We start from the raw sequence: 15,987 nt of genomic DNA, 5'->3' as shown, positions 1-15,987 counted from the left end.
GTGAGGTGCCGGCTGCGAAGGTCTTTCCGTCACGGTGGCTTATTCCCGGCAGGCCACCGTTTCCGGTCCTTCCTCTGGAAGGGCTCTTGGGCCGGCTGGAGCGATCCGGCCGGCCCAATTTTATCTCCGGGCCGGCGCCGCCTCGGCTTCCAGCAGCGCCAGCAGCCCTTCCAGCAACTGGGTGGGGGAGGGCGGGCACCCCGGAATCAGCAGATCCACCGGCAGCACCGCGCCGACGCCGCCCTCAATGGCATAGGATCCCTTGAAGACGCCGCCATCGACGGCGCAGTCGCCGACCGCGACGATCCATTTCGGGTCCGGGGTGCAGTCCAGGGCGCGCTGCAGGGCCTCCGTCATGTTGCGGCAGGCGGGGCCGGTCACCAGTAGCACGTCGGCATGCCTGGGGGAGGCGACGAAGCGCAGGCCGAAGCGTTCGAGGTCATAGGCGACATTCTGCAGCGCGTTCACTTCCAGCTCGCAGCCGTTGCAGGATCCGCTGTCCACCTCGCGGATCGCCAGGCTGCGGCCGAGCCGCACGCGGGCGGCCGCGGCCAGGCGTTCCCCCAACGCGACGACCGTATGCTGCGGCACGGGCGGCGGTGCATCGGTCAGCGGCTTGCCGAGCAGGGCGCGGGCGAGGCGGGGCCACAGCATCAGTCGCATGTCTCCCCGATGCGCTCGGAGAAGACGAGCCGGTTGCCGAAGGGGTCCGTCACCTCCATGTCCCGCCATCCCCAGGGCCGCTCGTGGATGCCAGGCCGGGCATGGCGATAGGCCCTGCCGAGAAGTTCCGCGCGGAAGGCATCGAGTCCGCCCATGCGCAGCAGCAGCTTGGTCCCTGGCGTGCCGTCGCCGAAATGCTCGCTGAGGAAGAGCAGCAGCCCCCCGCGCGAGACCTGCGCGAAGACCGGCAGGTCCGGCTCGAAGCGATGCTCCCAGTCCCAGCTCATGCCGAGGAAGTCGACGTAGAACTCGCGCGCCTTCGCGAGATCGAAGATGCGCAGGATCGGGATCGTCTGGTCGAAGCGGATGGTCACAGGTCCACCCCGCTGTAGGAGCAGTTGAAGGATTTGTTGCACAGCGGGAAGTCGGCGACGATGTTGCCCTCGATCGCGGCTTCCAGCAGCGGCCATTGCAGCCAGGAAGGGTCGCGCAGGAAGACCGCGCGGATCAGCCCGCCCTCGTCCAGCCGCACCCAGGCGAGGCACTCCCCGCGGAAGCCCTCGATCATCGCGCTGCCTTCCCCGGCGCGGGAGGGCAGCGGGAGCAGCGTCTCGCCCTCCGGCAGTGTCATCAGCAGGCGCCGCACGAGCGAGATGGCGGTACCGATCTCCGCCACCCGCACCCGCACCCGCGCATCGACGTCGCCGCCCGTCTCCACCGCGAGCGCCGGAACCATGGCGTCGAAGGGCGCGTAGCCGGGCCCCCGCCGCGCATCGAAGCGCCGGCCCGACCCACGGCCGACGAAGCCGCCGGCGGCGAAGCGCGCCGCCAGCATAGGGTCGAGGAACCCGGTGCCGACCACCCGGTCCTGCAGGCTGGCGTGGCTCTCATAGATGCGCATCAGGGCGGGCGTCTCGCGCTCCACGGCGTCGAGGGCGGCGAGGATCGCCTCCGCCCCGCCCGGCGCGATGTCCGGCGCCACGCCGCCGGGCAGCACGCGGTCCATCATCAGCCGATGGCCGAAGGCGCCCTCGCAGGCGCGCAGCACGCCTTCGCGCAGCCAGCCGCAGCGGGCATGCGGGAAGGCGAAGGCGGCATCGTTGCAGACGAAGCCCCAGTCGTTGAGGTGATTGTGGATGCGCTCGAGCTCGCCCATCACCGCGCGCAGCGCCAGCGCCCGGGGCGGCACCTCGGCGCCGAGCGCGGCCTCCGCCGCGGCGGCGAAGGCCCAGCCATGCGCGACGGTGGAATCGCCGGACAGCCGCGCCGCGAAGGCCGCCGCGGCGCGCGGCGACTTGCCGAGCATCAGCCCGAGCGTGCCCTTGTGCTTGTAGCCGAGCCGCTCCTCCAGCCGGACCACCAGCTCGCCCTGGATGTGGAAGCGGAAATGACCGGGCTCGATGACGCCGGCATGGATCGGGCCGACCGGGATCTGATGCACGCCCTCGCCCTCGACGGGGAGGAATTCGGGCTGCGGCGGCTCGCCGCCCGTCACCGCGGGGCGGCCGGACATCGGGCCCTCCAGGCCCCAGCGCCCGTGGTCGAGCCAGGGGCGGAGATCGACCGCGCCCTCCGCCGTCAGCGCCCAGAGGTCGCGGATCATGCGCTCGAAGCGGATGGCACCGGGGCGGGCGGAGGAGAGGGCGGTGTAGCGGCCGGCCCCGGCCGGGGCGGAGGCGAGCAGCGCCGCGTTCGTCTCGTCATCCATGAACGCGGCATGCACCATGCCGGGCTCCGCCCATAGGCCGAGCAAGGCGAGCGAAGGCTCGGCCAGCAGCGCCGCCGGCAGTTCCGCCCAGGTCTCGGCAGTGAGGAGGAAGCGCTCGAAGGGCCGGGCGCCCTGCGGGGCACCGCCGCGGATGAGGGCGGTTGCGGTCATGGGGCGACAAAGGTCGGGGGGAAGGGAACTTCCCCCCGCACCCCCCAACCTTCTCTGGCACCTGGGGACTGACAGCCGAAGTCAGTTCCCAAGGGACAAGGAAGGGAGGGGGATCGGGGGAGGTTCTCCTCCCCCGACCTTCCTTTCATCACGGCGCTCATCCGATCACCCTCGCAGCCTCGGCCAGCAGCGCCGCCAGCGCCCCCGGCATGGCCAGCCCCAGCCCCGCCGCGACTGCCAGATGGAGCCAAAGCGGCGTCGCCGCCGCCGTCTCGCGCCAGCCATTCGGCGCGGTCGCCGCGTCCGGCGTCGGCGTTCCGAAGCACATTGCCTGCAGCACGGTGATCAGCGCCGCCAGCGCCGTGATCATGCCGAGGGCCAGCGGCACGGCGAGCCACGGCGCCTCCGCCGCCGCCGCCGAGAGCAGCCGGAATTCCGAGGCGAAGATCAGCGCCGGCGGCAGCCCGCCGATCGCCGCGATGGCGAGCGCCAGCCCCCAGCCCAGCGCCGGATGCGTCGCCACCAGCCCGCCGATGTCGGCGATCTTCTGGCTGCCCTTGGCCTGGGCGGCGCGGCCGACGCCGAAGAAGATCGCGCTCTTCACCAGAGAATGGCCGATCATGTGCAGCAGTCCCGCGAGGTTCGCCGCCGGCCCGCCGAGGCCGAAGGCGAAGGCCGCGAGGCCCATGTGCTCGATGCTGGACCAGGCGAAGAAGCGCCGCGCATCGCGCCGCCGCCACAGCGCCAGCGCCGCCAGCAGCACCGAGGCCAGGCCGAGCGCCAGCAGGAAGGGTCCCGGTGCGATCGCCTCCGGGTTCGCGCCGACGATCGACTTCGCCCGCAGCACCGCGAGCATCGCGGCGTTCAGCAACAGCCCCGACAGCACGGCGGAGATCGGCACGGGGCCCTCGGCATGGGCATCCGGCAGCCAGGAATGCAGCGGCACCAGCCCCGCCTTGGTGCCGTAGCCGAGCAGCAGGAAGGCGAAGGCGAGGTTCAGCGTGCCCGGGTCGCATTGCGCCGCGACGCCCATCAGCGCCGCCCAGGACAGCCCGGTTTCCTCGTGCAGCAGCGGCTGCGCGGCGAGATAGAGGACGATGGTGCCGAACAGCGCCAGGGCGATGCCGACGCCGCAGAGGATGAAGAACTTCCACGCCGCCTCGAAGGCCGCTGGCGTGCGGTGCACCGCGACCATCGACACGGTGGCGAGCGTCGCGATCTCCACCGCCACCCACATGACGCCGAGATTGTCCGCCAGCAGCGCCAGCGTCTGCGCCCCCATGAACACCTGGTAGGCGGTGTGATAGGCGCGGATGCGCCAGTGGTCGAAGCCTTCCTGGTCGAGCGTCGCGGCGGAGAAGACCGAGGTGGTCAGCCCGACGAAGGCCGAGACGAGGATGAAGGGCAGGTTGACCGCATCCGTGCGCGTCCAGCCATGCTCGGCGAAGGGCTGGGCGGCGAGAGCGAGCGCCAGCAGGAACGACCCGGCGCTGACCGCGGCATTCGCCAGCGTCGCATGGCGCAGGTTCGGGATCGCCGCCAGCACGACCGCACCGCCCCAGGCGAAGAAGACGATGGCCCATTGCAGCGGCATCAGCGCCGCTCTCCGCGGTGTTCTTCCAGGCTGCCGGTGTCGAGCGTGTCGAAGCGCTCCCGGATCTGGAAGGCGAAGACGCCGGCGACGACGGCGACCATCAGCACCAGCGCGGCGGTGGAGAGCTCCACCACCAGCGGCATGCCGGCGACGCCGATGGCGGCGAGGATCAGCCCGTTCTCGAGACTGAGCAGCCCGATCACCTGGCTGATGGCGTTGCGGCGCGTGATCATCATGAGCATGCCCAGCAGCACGACGGACAGGGCGAGGGCGAGGTCCTCCCGCGCCAGCGCGCGCGCGCCCTCGGTCGCCGGCAGCACGACGAGGATCGCGAGCCCCACCAGCCCCACCCCCGCCACCAGCGACGGCCCGATGCCGAGCGCGGTCTCCACCGTGCGGTGCAGGTCGAGCCGCCGGACGATGGCGTGCAGGGCGAGCGGGATCAGCACGCCCTTGGCCGCCAGCGCCAGCACCGCCGTCACGTAGAGCCCCGGCGCCCCCTGCACGTAGCCCTGCCAGGCCGCGGCGATCGCCAGCAGCGTGCCCTGCGTCGCGAAGGCGTTGATCACCGCCCCGATCCGCCGCTGGTAGAGCAGCACGAAGGAGAACAGCAGCACGCCGCCGCCCAGCAGGTGCGCGACGTCGTAGGGGAGCTGCCCGAAGCTCACGTCAGCCCCGTCGAGACGAAGAGGAAGATGGCGCCGAGCAGCCCCAGCAGCAGCGCCGCGCCGAGGAATTCCGGCACGCGGAAGACGCGCATCTTGGCGATGGCGCTCTCGAAGGCGGCGAGCGCCAGGGCGAGCCCCGCCATCTTCACCCCCCAGGCGAGCAGGCCGAGGATCCAATGGTGCGGCGCAGCACCCGGCGGCGCCAGGCCGAGCGGCAGGAAGACCGCCGCCAGCAGGGCGAGCCACAGCGTCAGCCGCAGCATGGCCGCATAGTCCCACAGCGCCAGGTGCCGGCCGGAGGCTTCGAGGATCATCGCCTCGTGCACCATGGTCAGTTCCAGGTGCGTCGCCGGGTTGTCCACCGGGATGCGGGCGTTCTCGGCCACCGCCACCGCCAGCAGCGCGACCAGCGCGAGGCCGAGCGAGACGCGCAGCCCGAGCCCGCCGTCGCGCACGGCGCCGGCGATGGCATCGAGGTTGGTCGAGGCGGCGAGGATGGCGAGCGTCAGCGCCGCCACCACCAGCGCGGGTTCGGCGAGCGCCGCGAAGCTCATCTCCCGCGCCGCGCCGAGCCCGCCGAAGGGCGTGCCGACATCCATGCCGGCGAGCGCCATGGCGACGCGCCCGAGCGCCAGCAGCCCCGCCACCAGGATCAGGTCGGCCAGCGGCGCGAAGGCCATGCCGCGGGCGAAGGAGGGCACCAGCGCCGCCGCCGCCACCGCCGCGCCGACCGCGACATAGGGCGCGGCGCGCGAGACGGCGGAGGCGTTCTCCGCCAGCACCGGCCGCTTGCGCAGCAGCTTCACGAGGTCCCGCAGCGGCTGCAGCGGATGCGGCCCCTGCCGGCCCATCATCCGCGCCTTCAGCCAGCGCACCACGCCGGTCAGCGCCGGCGCGGCGGCGAGGATCAGCGCGAGGTGAAGGATCTGCGCGAGGATGCCCCAGACCACGGCCATCTCAGCGCGCCTCCAGCCAGGCGAGCAGGGCGAGCATCAGCACCACCGCCCCGAAGGTGAGGCCGAGGCACTGGCGGATGGACAGGTCCCGCAGCTTCTCCGCCTGGGTCGCGATCGCCTCCCGCCAGCGCGGCAGCGGGCCTTCCAGGGCGGCGAGGACCGGGTCGTGATGGCTCGCCCGCAGCAGGGCGGGGCGGGTGTCGCCGGGCGGCGGCATGGTGACGCTCTCGCGCGCGGCGAGCAGGCTTTCGCCCAGCATCCGACGCAGCGGCTGGCCGAAGCCGGCGGCGCTCGGCTGCGTTGCCGGGTCGCCGAAGGGCAGGTGCGGCGGTGCGGCGATGAAGCCGCAATCCCAGGCCGGCCCGCGCGCGACCCCCGCCGGCGCCCGGCGCCGCACCAGCCAGACCGCCAGCCCGATCGCCCCCGCCAGCAGCGCCGCGACGAAGAGCGGCCAGTAGCGGGCGCCGCCTTCCGCCGCGCCGATCGCCAGGGACCCCGCCCGCGGCGCGGCGGCGCCGGCCATCAGCCGCAGCGCCGGTTCCGCGAGGTCGAGCATCAGCCCCGGCGCCAGCCCGAGCAGAACGGTGAGCCCGGCCGGCAGCAGCAGCGCGATCCGGGCGGCGCCCCCGGTTTCCTCCGCCCCCGCGGCGCGTGGCGTGCGCGGCCGGCCGAGGAAGGCCAAACCCCAGAACCGCACCATCGCCGAGGCCGCCAGTGCCGCGGCCAGCGCCGCCAGCGCCGTCGCCGCCGCCACGCCCATCTGGAAGGCGAGGTCGCCGACCCGCCAGCCGGCCAGCAGCGCCTGCAGCAGCAGCCATTCCGAGGCGAAACCCGACAGCGGCGGCAGCGAGGCCGCAGCCGCGGTGCCGACCAGCGCAGCCCAGGCGGTCCAGGGCATGCGGTGGATCAGCCCGCCGAGCCGGTCGAGCCGGCGCGACAGCGCGCCGTGCAGCACCTCGCCGGCGGCGAGGAAGAGCAGCGTCTTGAAGACCGCGTGGTTCAGCGCATGCAGCAGCGCCGCCCCGGCCGCCAGCGCCGCCATCGCCGTCAGGTCCGAACCGCGGAAGGCGAGCGCCAGGCCGAGCCCCATGGCGATCAGCCCGACATTCTCGATGGTCGAGCAGGCGAGCAGGGTCTTGGTGTCGTCCTCCAGATTGGCCCTCAGCGCCCCGATCACCGCCGAGGCGGCACCGAGGGCGATCAGCGGTGCCCCCATCCAGAAGGGCTGCGCCGGCCCCATCAGGTCGAAGGCGAAGCGGGCAAGGATGTAGAGCGCGACCTTGGTCATCGCCCCCGACATCACCGCCGAGACATGGCTCGGCGCCGCGGGATGGGCGAGCGGCAGCCAGACATGCAGCGGCGCGAGCCCGGCCTTCGAGCCTGTGCCGGCGAGCACCAGCAACAATACCCCGATGGCGCGCAGGCCTTCGGGGGGGGCTTCCCGCAGGACCGCGAAGGCGACATCCCCCGCGCCGCCGGCCAGCAGCCCGATCGCCAGGATGAGCGTGAGCCCGCCGAAGCCGGCGAAACCGAGGTAGATCCTCGCCGCCCGGCGATTCTCCGCCTGCGCGTGGTCGTGCGCGACCAGCGCCCAGGAGGCGAGCGACATCGCCTCGAACCCCAGCAGCAGGGTGAAGCCGTCCGCGGACAGCACGGTCAGCGCCATGCCGGCGATGAAGAGCGGCCAGGGCACCAGTTCCCGCGCCGGAACCGTCCCGTGGATGCCGCCCAGGGCGAACAGGGAGGCGCAGGCCACGGCAATGCCGAGCGGCAGCAGGAACCAGGAGGAGAGCGGATCGAGCGCCAGCCGCGCCGGCCCCCAGGGCGGGCCGAAGGGCAGGTCGATCGTCTGTGGCCCGCCGAGCAGCCCGGCAACGCCGCCGGCGACCAGCGCGAAGCCGGCCACGGCGCAGGCGCCATGCAGCAGCCGCGCCCCCGCCGGGCGGCGGGCAAGCGCCAACCCGGCGAAACCGAGCGCCGCCAGGGTAGCCACCAGCAGTGCCAGGGCCGTCAGCATGGACGGCGGCAGGACCGAGTCACCCTGGCAGGATAGGCTCCGCGTTGCCGCCACGCCAAACATATGACCCGGTTTGCATTGCCTGGCCGTCGGGGCTAGGAGGGGGCCTCGCCTGTCGGGGGACAAGGTCACACACGGGGGGGCCGCGCGCCATGCGCCGCCATTCGGGGCCGAAGAACGGCCCGGTCAGACGCTAGATGCGTGCACTTCTCGGCTTCAGCCGCGCCGTGGATTCGGTGAACGACGTCTTCGGCCGCATCGCGGACTGGATGGTGCTTGCCGCCTGTGCCGTCAGTGCCGGCAACGCCTTCGTGCGCTATGGCTTCTCGCTGTCATCCAACGCCTGGCTCGAGGTACAGTGGTATTTGTTCGCCGGCACGGTCATGCTCGGCGCGGCCTATACGCTGAACCGCAACGAGCATGTGCGGGTGGACCTCGTCTACGGCAGCGTCTCGGCGCGGGCGAGGCTGTGGATCGACGTCTTCGGCATCATCTTCTTCCTGCTGCCGGGCATGCTGTTGCTGGCCTGGATGACCTGGCCCTTCTTCTGGGACTCCTTCGTGCGCGGGGAAGGCTCGCCCAATGCCGGCGGGCTGATCCGCTGGCCGGTCAAGATCATGATGCCGCTCGGCTTCGCGCTGGTTTCCCTGCAGGGCCTGTCCGAACTCGTGAAGCGGATCGCCGCGCTGCGCGGCATCGACCCCACGACGGCGCACCTCGCCGAATACCACCGACCGGAGCAGTAACGCCGTGCTGGATCTGGAGATCATGCCGCCGCTGATGTTCGGCGGCCTGGTGGTGTTCCTGCTGATGGGCTTCCCGGTGGCGTTCTCGCTGTCCGCGGTCGGGCTGTTCTTCGGCTTCCTGTCGATCGAGATGGGCTTCTTCACCACCGCCTATCTCGGCAACCTGCCGCTGCGCGTCTTCGGCATCCTGTCGAACGACCTGCTGCTCTCGATCCCCTTCTTCACCCTGATGGGCGCAATCCTCGAACGCTGCGGGCTGGCGGAGGATCTGCTGGAAGGCACCGGGCAGCTCTTCGGCAAGGTGCCGGGCGGGCTCGCCTATGCCGTCATCCTGGTGGGCGCGGTGCTCGGCGCCATCACCGGCACGGTGGCCGCCTCGGTCATCGCCATGGGCATGATCTCGCTGCCGATCATGATGCGCTACGGCTACGACATGCGCATCGCGACCGGCGTCATCGCGGCATCCGGCACCATCACGCAGGTCATCCCGCCCTCGCTGGTGCTGATCGTGCTCGGCGACCAGCTCGGCAAGAGCGTCGGCGACATGTACGCCGGCGCGATCGGGCCGTCCTTCCTGCAGGTCTTCCTCTTCATCGCCTTCATCGCCGGCGTGTCGATCTTCGCGCCGCACAAGGTGCCGCCGCTGCCGCCGGAGGCGCTGGCGCCGCGTGGCTGGTCGCTCTGGTGGCGCGTGCTCAGGGGCATGGTGCCCTCGATCGTGCTGATCTTCCTCGTGCTCGGCACCATCTTCATGGGGCTGGCGACGCCGACGGAGGCCGGCGCGATGGGTGCCGTCGGCGCCGTGGCGCTGGCGATGCTGAATGGCCGCTTCACCTGGAAGCTGATGCGGGAGGCGATGGCGAACACCATGCGCCTCACCTCCATGGTCATCTTCATCCTGATCGGCGCCACGGTGTTCAGCCTGGTGTTCCAGGGCGTGGACGGCAGCAAGTGGATCGAGCACCTGCTCTCCCACCTGCCGGGCGGCCAGACGGGGTTCCTGATCTTCGTCAACGTCTTCGTCTTTTTCCTGGCGTTCTTCCTCGATTTCTTCGAGATCGCCTTCATCATCATCCCGCTGCTGGTGCCGGTCGCGGCCAAGCTCGACATCGACCTGGTGTGGTTCGGCGTGCTGCTCTGCATCAACATGCAGACGTCCTTCATGCACCCGCCCTTCGGCTTCGCGCTGTTCTACCTGCGCGGCATCGCGCCGAGGGAGGTGCGAAGCCGCGACATCTACTGGGGCGCGGTGCCGTGGCTGCTGCTGCAACTGCTGCTGGTCGTCATCGTCATCGCCTGGCCGGAGAGCGTGACCTACTGGCTGGACCGCGGCACCGGGGTGGATCCGGCCAGCGTGCGGATCGACGTGCCGATGCCGGACCAGTCGGACGACAGCGCGGTGCCGGTGTTCCGGTAAGGGCGGCGTCGGGAGGGCTCTGCCCTCCCGAACCCACCCGCCAGAGGCCGAAAGGCCTCTGGACACCGTGACATGGGCGGTCAGGGAGGCGAGGCGGGCGCGTCGCCCCCTGCAACCGCCCAAATCCCGGGTTCCAAGGGCCTTTCGGCCCTTGGCGGGGAGAGGTCCGGAGAGGGGCGGCGCCCCTCTCCGGCTCCCGCTACAGCATGGCGAGTCCCCGTTTCCGCGCCGGCGGCGCGAAGGCCGCATCGAGCGTCGCCAGGTCCTCCGTCGTCAGTGCCACCTCCCGCGCCGCCGCGTTCTGCCGCACATGCGCGGGCTCGGCCGCCTTCGGGATGCTGACGATGTTCGGGTCGCGCAGCGTCCAGGCAAGCGCCGCCTGTGCCGGCGTGATGTCGTGCCGTGCCGCCACCTCCCGCACCGCGCGGTGGTGCAGCAGCCGCCCCCCCTGGCCGACCGGCGAATAGGCCATCACCGGCATGCGCCGCGCCGCGCAGAAGGGCAGCAGGTCGAACTCCACGCCGCGGTGCTCCAGGTTGTAGAGCACCTGGTCGGTGGCGCAGTCCGCCAGCGCCGGGCCGAGTTCCTCGAGGTCGTCCACATCGCAGTTGGACACGCCCCAGTGGCGGATCTTGCCCGCGCGCTGCAGCGCCTCGAAGGCCTCCACCGTCTCCTCCAGCAGCACCGAGCCGCGCCAGTGCAGCAGGTAGAGGTCGATCGTCTCGACGCGCATGCGCTTCAGGCTGCGCTCGCAGGCGGCGACCGCCCCGCGGCGGGACGCATTGTGCGGATAGACCTTGGAGACGAGGAACACCCCGTCCCGCCGCCCGGCGATGGCCTCGCCGACCACCTCCTCGGCGCCGCCCTCGGCGTACATCTCGGCGGTGTCGATCAGCGTCAGGCCGAGGTCGAGGCCGAGCCGCAGCGCATCCGCCTCGGCCTTCCGCGCCTGCGCATTCTCCCCCATGTGCCAGGTTCCCTGGCCGAGGGCGGGAATCGGCGTGCCGTCGGGCAGGCTGGGCATGGCGGGCGCTCCGTTTCGCTCGGTGCGCAGCCTACTCCTGCACGACGTAGGTGAAGAAGCGCACCGTCCCGTCCGGTTGCGTTTCCCGGTGCAGGCCCTGCACCTCGCTCTCGAAGCCGGGGAAGGCGTTGGCCGCGCGTTCGAAGGCGCGCAGGTAGTCGATCATCGGCCTGGCCCGCGCCCCGAGCCGTTCCCCCGGCACGATGGTGGCGATGCCCGGCGGATAGACCACCCACAGCGTGGTGGCGATCCGCCCATCGAGCTCATCGAGCGGCAGGTAGTCCACCTTGTTGCGTGCGAGCGCCCGCACCGCGGCATGCGGCGGCATGGCGATCTCGGGCAGGTGCTCGGCGCGGAACTGCGCGCCCTGCAGGGCGGAGACCCCGGCCTCGCGATACAGCGCATGCATCCCGGCGCAGAGGTCGCGCAGCCGCATCCCGGCATAGCGCGCGGCCCGGCGGGCGACGAAGTCGGGGATCACCTCGTCCAGCGGCGCGTTGTCGTCGTGCAGCTTCTTGAAGGTGACGAGGTGGGAGAGCAGCGTGCCCGCCTTGCTGCTCTCGACGCCCGGGGTCAGCAGGAAGAGCAGCGAGTTGAGGTCGTTCTTCTCGCAGACGATGCGGTTCTGCCGCAGGTATTCCGCGACCACCGGCGCGGGGATGCCGTGCTCCGCATAGGTCCCGGCCGCGCGGTCGAAGCCGGGCGTCAGGACCGTCAGCTTGTTCGGGCAGGTGATCGCCCAGCCGGGGGCGACGTGGCGGAAGCCGTGCCAGGCCTCGCCCTCGCGGAGTTCCCACAGGGCGGGGTCGGAGGCGAGCAGGTCGGTCGGCGCCTCCTCCCAGGGCAGGCGCTTCGGTGTGCCGTCCTTGCCGGGGACCTCGACCGTGTCGGGCACGAAGGGGTCGAAGAACCAGCGCCGGGCGGGGTCGGCCTCGGTCGCGGCGAAGTCGTGCGCGGTCATGCGCATCTTCTTGCGCAGCTCGATCCCCAACCGGACGGTGTCGTCCCACAGCACCTCCCCCGAGCGGCCCTTCATCATCTGCGCGCCGACATCGAGGCTCGCGAACAACGGGTAGAAGGGGCTGGTCGAGGCGTGCAGCAGGAAGAACTCGTTGAAGCGCCGGTGCTCCACCCGGCGCCGCTGCTCGCCCAGATGGCTGTCCTTCACATGGATCTGGCTCGCCTGGCTGAAGGAGGCGAGCTGCTTGTGCGTGCTCTGGGTGACGATGATGCCCGGGCTGTCGGGGCCGAGATCGGTCAGCCCCATGCCGAAGCGCCCGCGGAACAGCGGATGGAACTTCATGAACCCGGCCCAGGCCTCGTCGAAGAGGATGTAGTCGCAGAGGTGCCCGATGCGCGCGACCACCTGCTCGGCCGAGAGGATGGTGCCGTCATAGGTGCATTGTTCGATCACCGCGGCGCGGAAGGGGCGCGGGGCGTCGGCGCGGGACTTGTCCCCGACCAGCGGGTTGTCGCGGATGGCCTGGCGGATCGCCGCCTCATCCAGCGCCTCCGGGCAGATCGGACCGATCAGGCCGAAGGCGTTGCGGTCGGTCTCCAGATAGACCGGGATCGCCTGGCCGAGGAACAGCGCGCCGTGATGCGCCGCCTTGTGGTTGTTGCGGTCGAACAGCACCAGGTCGTCCTCCGCCAGCAGGGCGGAGAGCGCCACCTTGTTCGAGGTCGAGGTGCCGTTGAGCACGAAATAGGTGCGCTCGGCGCCGAAGATCGCCGCCGCCTCGCGCTCGGCCGCCGCCGCCGGGCCCTCATGCGTCAGCAGGTCGCCGAGCTGCAGCACCGAATTGTCGAGGTCGTCGCGGAAGATCGCCTCGCCGAGATGCTCGACGAAGATCCGCCCGATCGGGCTGCGCCGGTAGAAGACGCCGCCATTGTGCCCCGGGCAGGTCCACAGCATGTTGCCCTGCTCGGCATAGTCCACCAGCGCGCCGAAGAAGGGCGTCTTGAGGCTCTCGGCATATTGCCGCAGGCGGGAGACCAGGTTCTTGGCGATGAAGTCCGGCGTCTCCTCGGCGAGGAAGATGAAGCCGTCCACGTCATCCAGCACCTCGACCGGGATGTCCTCGAGCCGGTGGCGGCGCACCAGCACGATCACCGGCAGGTCGAGGCCGCGCTTGCGGGTCAGCGAGATGAGCTGCGCCGACTTCCCCTGCAGCCCCTTCTTGCCCCAGTCGACGATCATGCAGCCGATCGCGGCGTCGGTGCGCACCACCAGCTCGGCATCGTCGTCGCGCCGGGCGCGGACCACCTGGTAGCCGTCCTGCTCGATCTCCCGGACGATCTGGGCGAGGCGCTCACCTTCCAGGTCGCCGACCTCGTCGAAGGCGGGGGCGCAGAGCAGGAACTTGAACCGACGCGAATATTCCATGGGACCCCAGCGGCAAGGCGCCGGCGGATCGCCGGCGGGTCATGCTGGACGGCGGGGGGCGGCCCATCAACGACAGTGATGTGACATAGGGGCGGCAGAACTGCTATTGCGAGTCATTCGCAACAAAGCTAAACCGCCGCGACGCTTCGGGACGAGACAGCGCATGGGACAGATCCTCAGCTTCGGCCGCTTCGCGCAGCCCTGGCCTGACCGGGCCGCCGGCCTCGACGCCGCCACCGACTTCGTCCTGATGACCTGCCTGCGGCCCTGGGTCGCCGCGGTGCGCGACAAGCTGGACCCCCTGCCGGCCGTGCTGACCGCGATCGCCGAGGCCGGCGGGCCGGAGGAGGCCGGCCTGTCCGCCCACGCCCTGATGCACGGCGTCGCCATGCAGGCCGTCCGCGTGGTGGATGTCGGCTGTCCGCATTGCGCGCGACTGACGGGAGATGAGGCGCTGCTCCTGTACGCCGTGACCGAAGCCGCCTTCGGCGTCGATCACCCTGCCGAGGCCCTCGCGGCCTTCATGCATGAGCCGGCGCTGGCCTATCTCGACCCGCCGCTGATCGGCTTGGCGCGGCGCCTCGATGCCGCCGGCTGGCGCTTTCGCCGCCGGCGCCGCCCGGAGGGCAGGGCCCCCGACCTGCACTGAACCTCCGCATGCCCGCCGCACAAGGCTTGCGCCCTTGTGCGGCGGGCCTCATGGCGCGTCGCGCACCGGGATCAGTCGGCCGCCACCTCCACCATCACCAGCTCCGCATCCTCGATGGCGGTTATGGCGATGTCCCGTTCGTCGCGGATGGCGATGCCGTCACGCGCGGCGGCGGCGATCCCGTTCACCGTCACCGCACCCCTGGCCGGCACGATGTAGGCGGCGCGGCCCTCGGCGAGCGGCTGCACCAGGGTCTGGCCTTTCCGCAGCGTCGCCGCCATCACCGCGCCGTCGACGTTGATCGGCAGCGCACCGTTGCCCTCATCCTGCGGCCGGCCGGAGGCGAGCACCTCGAAGGATGCTTCCCGCTTTTCCTTCGGGAACTGCTTGGCGCCCCAGGAGGGCTTCACGCCGCGGCGGTCGGGCATGATCCAGATCTGGAACAGCGTCGTGGTCTCGGCTTCGCGGTTGTATTCGGCGTGCACCACGCCGTTGCCGGCGCTCATCACCTGCACGTCGCCGGCCGCGGTGCGGCCTTCGTTGCCCATGCTGTCCTTGTGGGTGATGGCACCCTGCCGGACATAGGTGATGATCTCCATGTCGCGGTGCGGGTGCGGGTCGAAGCCGGTGCCCGGCGCGATCTCGTCGTCGTTCCACACCCTCAGCCGGCCCCAGTTCATCCGGGACGCGTCCATGTAGTGGCCGAAGGAGAAATGGTGGTTGGCGTTGAGCCAGCCGAACTTCGCCTTGCCGAGGCTGTCGAAGGGGCGGATGTCGATCATCGCGGGGTCTCCATGTCCTGGGCGGGGCCGCCGGGGCCCCGATGCCGTTCGACAGGGAGATAGGCGCCGCAGGGCGTCCCGCGCATCGGGCCCGTCCCGATCGCCGCCATTCACTGCATCAATGAGGTCCTGCGCGCGGCATCGCCTCGGCCGATGCGCGCGGGGAAGCCGACCTGATCGCGGCCATCGCCACGCCCCGCCCGGAACCGGTGCGCCGAGGTCGGCCCGGTCGGGTCCGGCAACTGCCCGAACGGGCGATGCGGTGGCGGGCCGGCGGCTATCGTCGCGCCGCGTTCAGCGGCACATCAGCACGGGGATCTCGGCGTTCTCCAGCACGTGCCGCGTGACGCCGCCGAGGATGAGCTGCCGCAGCCGCGAATGCGAATAGGCACCCATGCACAGCAGGTCGGCGCCGAAATCCCGCACTGCGCCGAGCAGCCCCGCGCCCACTTCCCGCGTCGTCGGCTTGAACGGCACGATCTCCGCATTGATGGAATGCCAGCGCAGATAGGCCTGGATGCCTTCGGCCTTCGGGCCGCGCCGCTGGTACTCGTCGGCGCAGAGGATGCGCACGGCCGAGGCCTTGTGCAGCCAGGGCAGCGCCGCGGCGACGGCGGCCGCGCTCTCCGCCGTGCCGTTCCAGGCGACGCAGATGCGGTTGCCGATGTCGCTTGGCGCGGTCCGCGGCGCGATCAGCACCGGGCGGCCGGAATCGAACAGGATGGCGTGCAGCGCGTCGCTGCTGGAAACATCCTCGCCGGCTTCCGGATGCGGCACCACCGCCATGTCGTAGAGGCGGGACTGCTGGGCGACGATGTCCTCCTCCCGCCCCGCGATGGATTCGAAGGAGAGCGTCGGCCCGCCGGACTTCGCGGCGGAGTCGGGGTTGTCCGCCAGCGTCACGCCGCCGAGCCCCGAGGTGAACTTGTCGAACAGGGAACGGACGCGCTCGGCGCGTTCGCCGCTCTCGCGCTCGGTCGCCGCCATCATCTCCTCGATCATCGCGCCCGAGAGCCCCTCGCCGGCGAGCGGTGCGACGTCCCGCGCATCGACGCGGACATGCAGGCAGTGGACATGGGCACCCCAGATGCGCGCGGCGATCAGGGCGGTGGCGAGCGCGGCCTCTCCCGCGGCGGTTCCCGTCAACGGCAGCAGCAGGCGGCGATAGGCCATGATGTGAAGCTCCCCTTCCTCGCCGTAGTCTTC

General features: G+C 71.4%; 14 protein-coding genes. 3 read left to right on the top strand and 11 right to left on the bottom strand.

The window, feature by feature from the left end; translation table 11 throughout:
- Positions 1-120: 120 nt before the first annotated feature.
- The 7 genes from GXW74_RS02730 to GXW74_RS02700 form a co-directional block, all read right to left on the bottom strand.
- Positions 121-654 carry an NADH-quinone oxidoreductase subunit B family protein gene (locus GXW74_RS02730; protein ID WP_211844748.1) on the bottom strand — a complete coding sequence of 178 codons (534 nt, stop codon included), beginning with the start codon at positions 652-654 and terminating at the stop codon, positions 121-123.
- The gene (locus tag GXW74_RS02725; RefSeq protein WP_338148118.1) at positions 654-1,037 is read right to left on the bottom strand and encodes a glyoxalase superfamily protein; all 384 of its coding nucleotides are present in this window, start codon (positions 1,035-1,037) and stop codon (positions 654-656) included. Before GXW74_RS02725 ends, GXW74_RS02730 begins: the two co-directional genes overlap by 1 nt.
- The gene (locus tag GXW74_RS02720) at positions 1,034-2,542 is read right to left on the bottom strand and encodes a hydrogenase large subunit (RefSeq protein ID WP_211844747.1); all 1,509 of its coding nucleotides are present in this window, start codon (positions 2,540-2,542) and stop codon (positions 1,034-1,036) included. The genes GXW74_RS02725 and GXW74_RS02720 overlap by 4 nt, the downstream gene beginning before the upstream one ends.
- A 157-nt stretch (positions 2,543-2,699) precedes the next feature.
- Positions 2,700-4,136 carry a hydrogenase 4 subunit F gene (locus GXW74_RS02715; protein ID WP_211844746.1) on the bottom strand — a complete coding sequence of 479 codons (1,437 nt, stop codon included), beginning with the start codon at positions 4,134-4,136 and terminating at the stop codon, positions 2,700-2,702.
- Positions 4,136-4,804 (bottom strand): hydrogenase-4 component E, encoded by a 669-nt coding sequence (locus GXW74_RS02710; protein ID WP_211844745.1) that lies wholly within the window; start codon positions 4,802-4,804, stop codon positions 4,136-4,138. Before GXW74_RS02710 ends, GXW74_RS02715 begins: the two co-directional genes overlap by 1 nt.
- Entirely contained in the window at positions 4,801-5,760 is a 960-nt protein-coding gene (locus GXW74_RS02705) for a respiratory chain complex I subunit 1 family protein (protein ID WP_211844744.1), read from the bottom strand. The genes GXW74_RS02710 and GXW74_RS02705 overlap by 4 nt, the downstream gene beginning before the upstream one ends.
- A 1-nt stretch (position 5,761) precedes the next feature.
- Positions 5,762-7,777 (bottom strand): proton-conducting transporter transmembrane domain-containing protein, encoded by a 2,016-nt coding sequence (locus GXW74_RS02700; protein WP_211844743.1) that lies wholly within the window; start codon positions 7,775-7,777, stop codon positions 5,762-5,764.
- A gap of 197 nt (positions 7,778-7,974) precedes the next feature.
- Between GXW74_RS02700 and GXW74_RS02695 the strand changes: the two genes are divergently transcribed.
- Entirely contained in the window at positions 7,975-8,523 is a 549-nt protein-coding gene (locus tag GXW74_RS02695) for a TRAP transporter small permease subunit (RefSeq protein WP_211844742.1), read from the top strand.
- A 4-nt stretch (positions 8,524-8,527) separates the two neighbouring features.
- Positions 8,528-9,940 carry a TRAP transporter large permease gene (locus GXW74_RS02690; protein ID WP_338148117.1) on the top strand — a complete coding sequence of 471 codons (1,413 nt, stop codon included), beginning with the start codon at positions 8,528-8,530 and terminating at the stop codon, positions 9,938-9,940.
- Between the two features lie 199 nt (positions 9,941-10,139).
- Here the strand turns inward: GXW74_RS02690 and GXW74_RS02685 are convergent, their stop codons facing one another.
- On the bottom strand, positions 10,140-10,964 hold the full coding sequence (locus GXW74_RS02685; protein ID WP_211844741.1) for an aldo/keto reductase: 825 nt from the start codon (positions 10,962-10,964) through the stop codon (positions 10,140-10,142).
- Positions 10,965-10,995: 31 nt separating this feature from the next.
- On the bottom strand, positions 10,996-13,350 hold the full coding sequence (locus GXW74_RS02680) for an Orn/Lys/Arg family decarboxylase (protein WP_211844740.1): 2,355 nt from the start codon (positions 13,348-13,350) through the stop codon (positions 10,996-10,998).
- A gap of 163 nt (positions 13,351-13,513) precedes the next feature.
- On the opposite strand from GXW74_RS02680, the gene GXW74_RS02675 reads away from it, so the two are divergent.
- Complete coding sequence (locus GXW74_RS02675) at positions 13,514-13,999, top strand: hypothetical protein (RefSeq protein WP_211844739.1); 486 nt, start codon at positions 13,514-13,516, stop codon at positions 13,997-13,999.
- Between the two features lie 71 nt (positions 14,000-14,070).
- Here the strand turns inward: GXW74_RS02675 and GXW74_RS02670 are convergent, their stop codons facing one another.
- Positions 14,071-14,781 carry a pirin family protein gene (locus GXW74_RS02670; protein WP_211844738.1) on the bottom strand — a complete coding sequence of 237 codons (711 nt, stop codon included), beginning with the start codon at positions 14,779-14,781 and terminating at the stop codon, positions 14,071-14,073.
- A 294-nt stretch (positions 14,782-15,075) separates the two neighbouring features.
- Positions 15,076-15,954, bottom strand: coding sequence for a universal stress protein (locus GXW74_RS02665; RefSeq protein ID WP_211844737.1), 879 nt, complete (start codon positions 15,952-15,954; stop codon positions 15,076-15,078).
- Positions 15,955-15,987: the final 33 nt, after the last annotated feature.

Source organism: Neoroseomonas eburnea (assembly GCF_018129005.1).
Taxonomy (GTDB): Bacteria; Pseudomonadota; Alphaproteobacteria; order Acetobacterales; family Acetobacteraceae; genus Neoroseomonas; species Neoroseomonas eburnea.
Note: the sequence above shows the minus strand (reverse complement) of the source record. Positions and strands in the feature narration are given on the sequence as shown.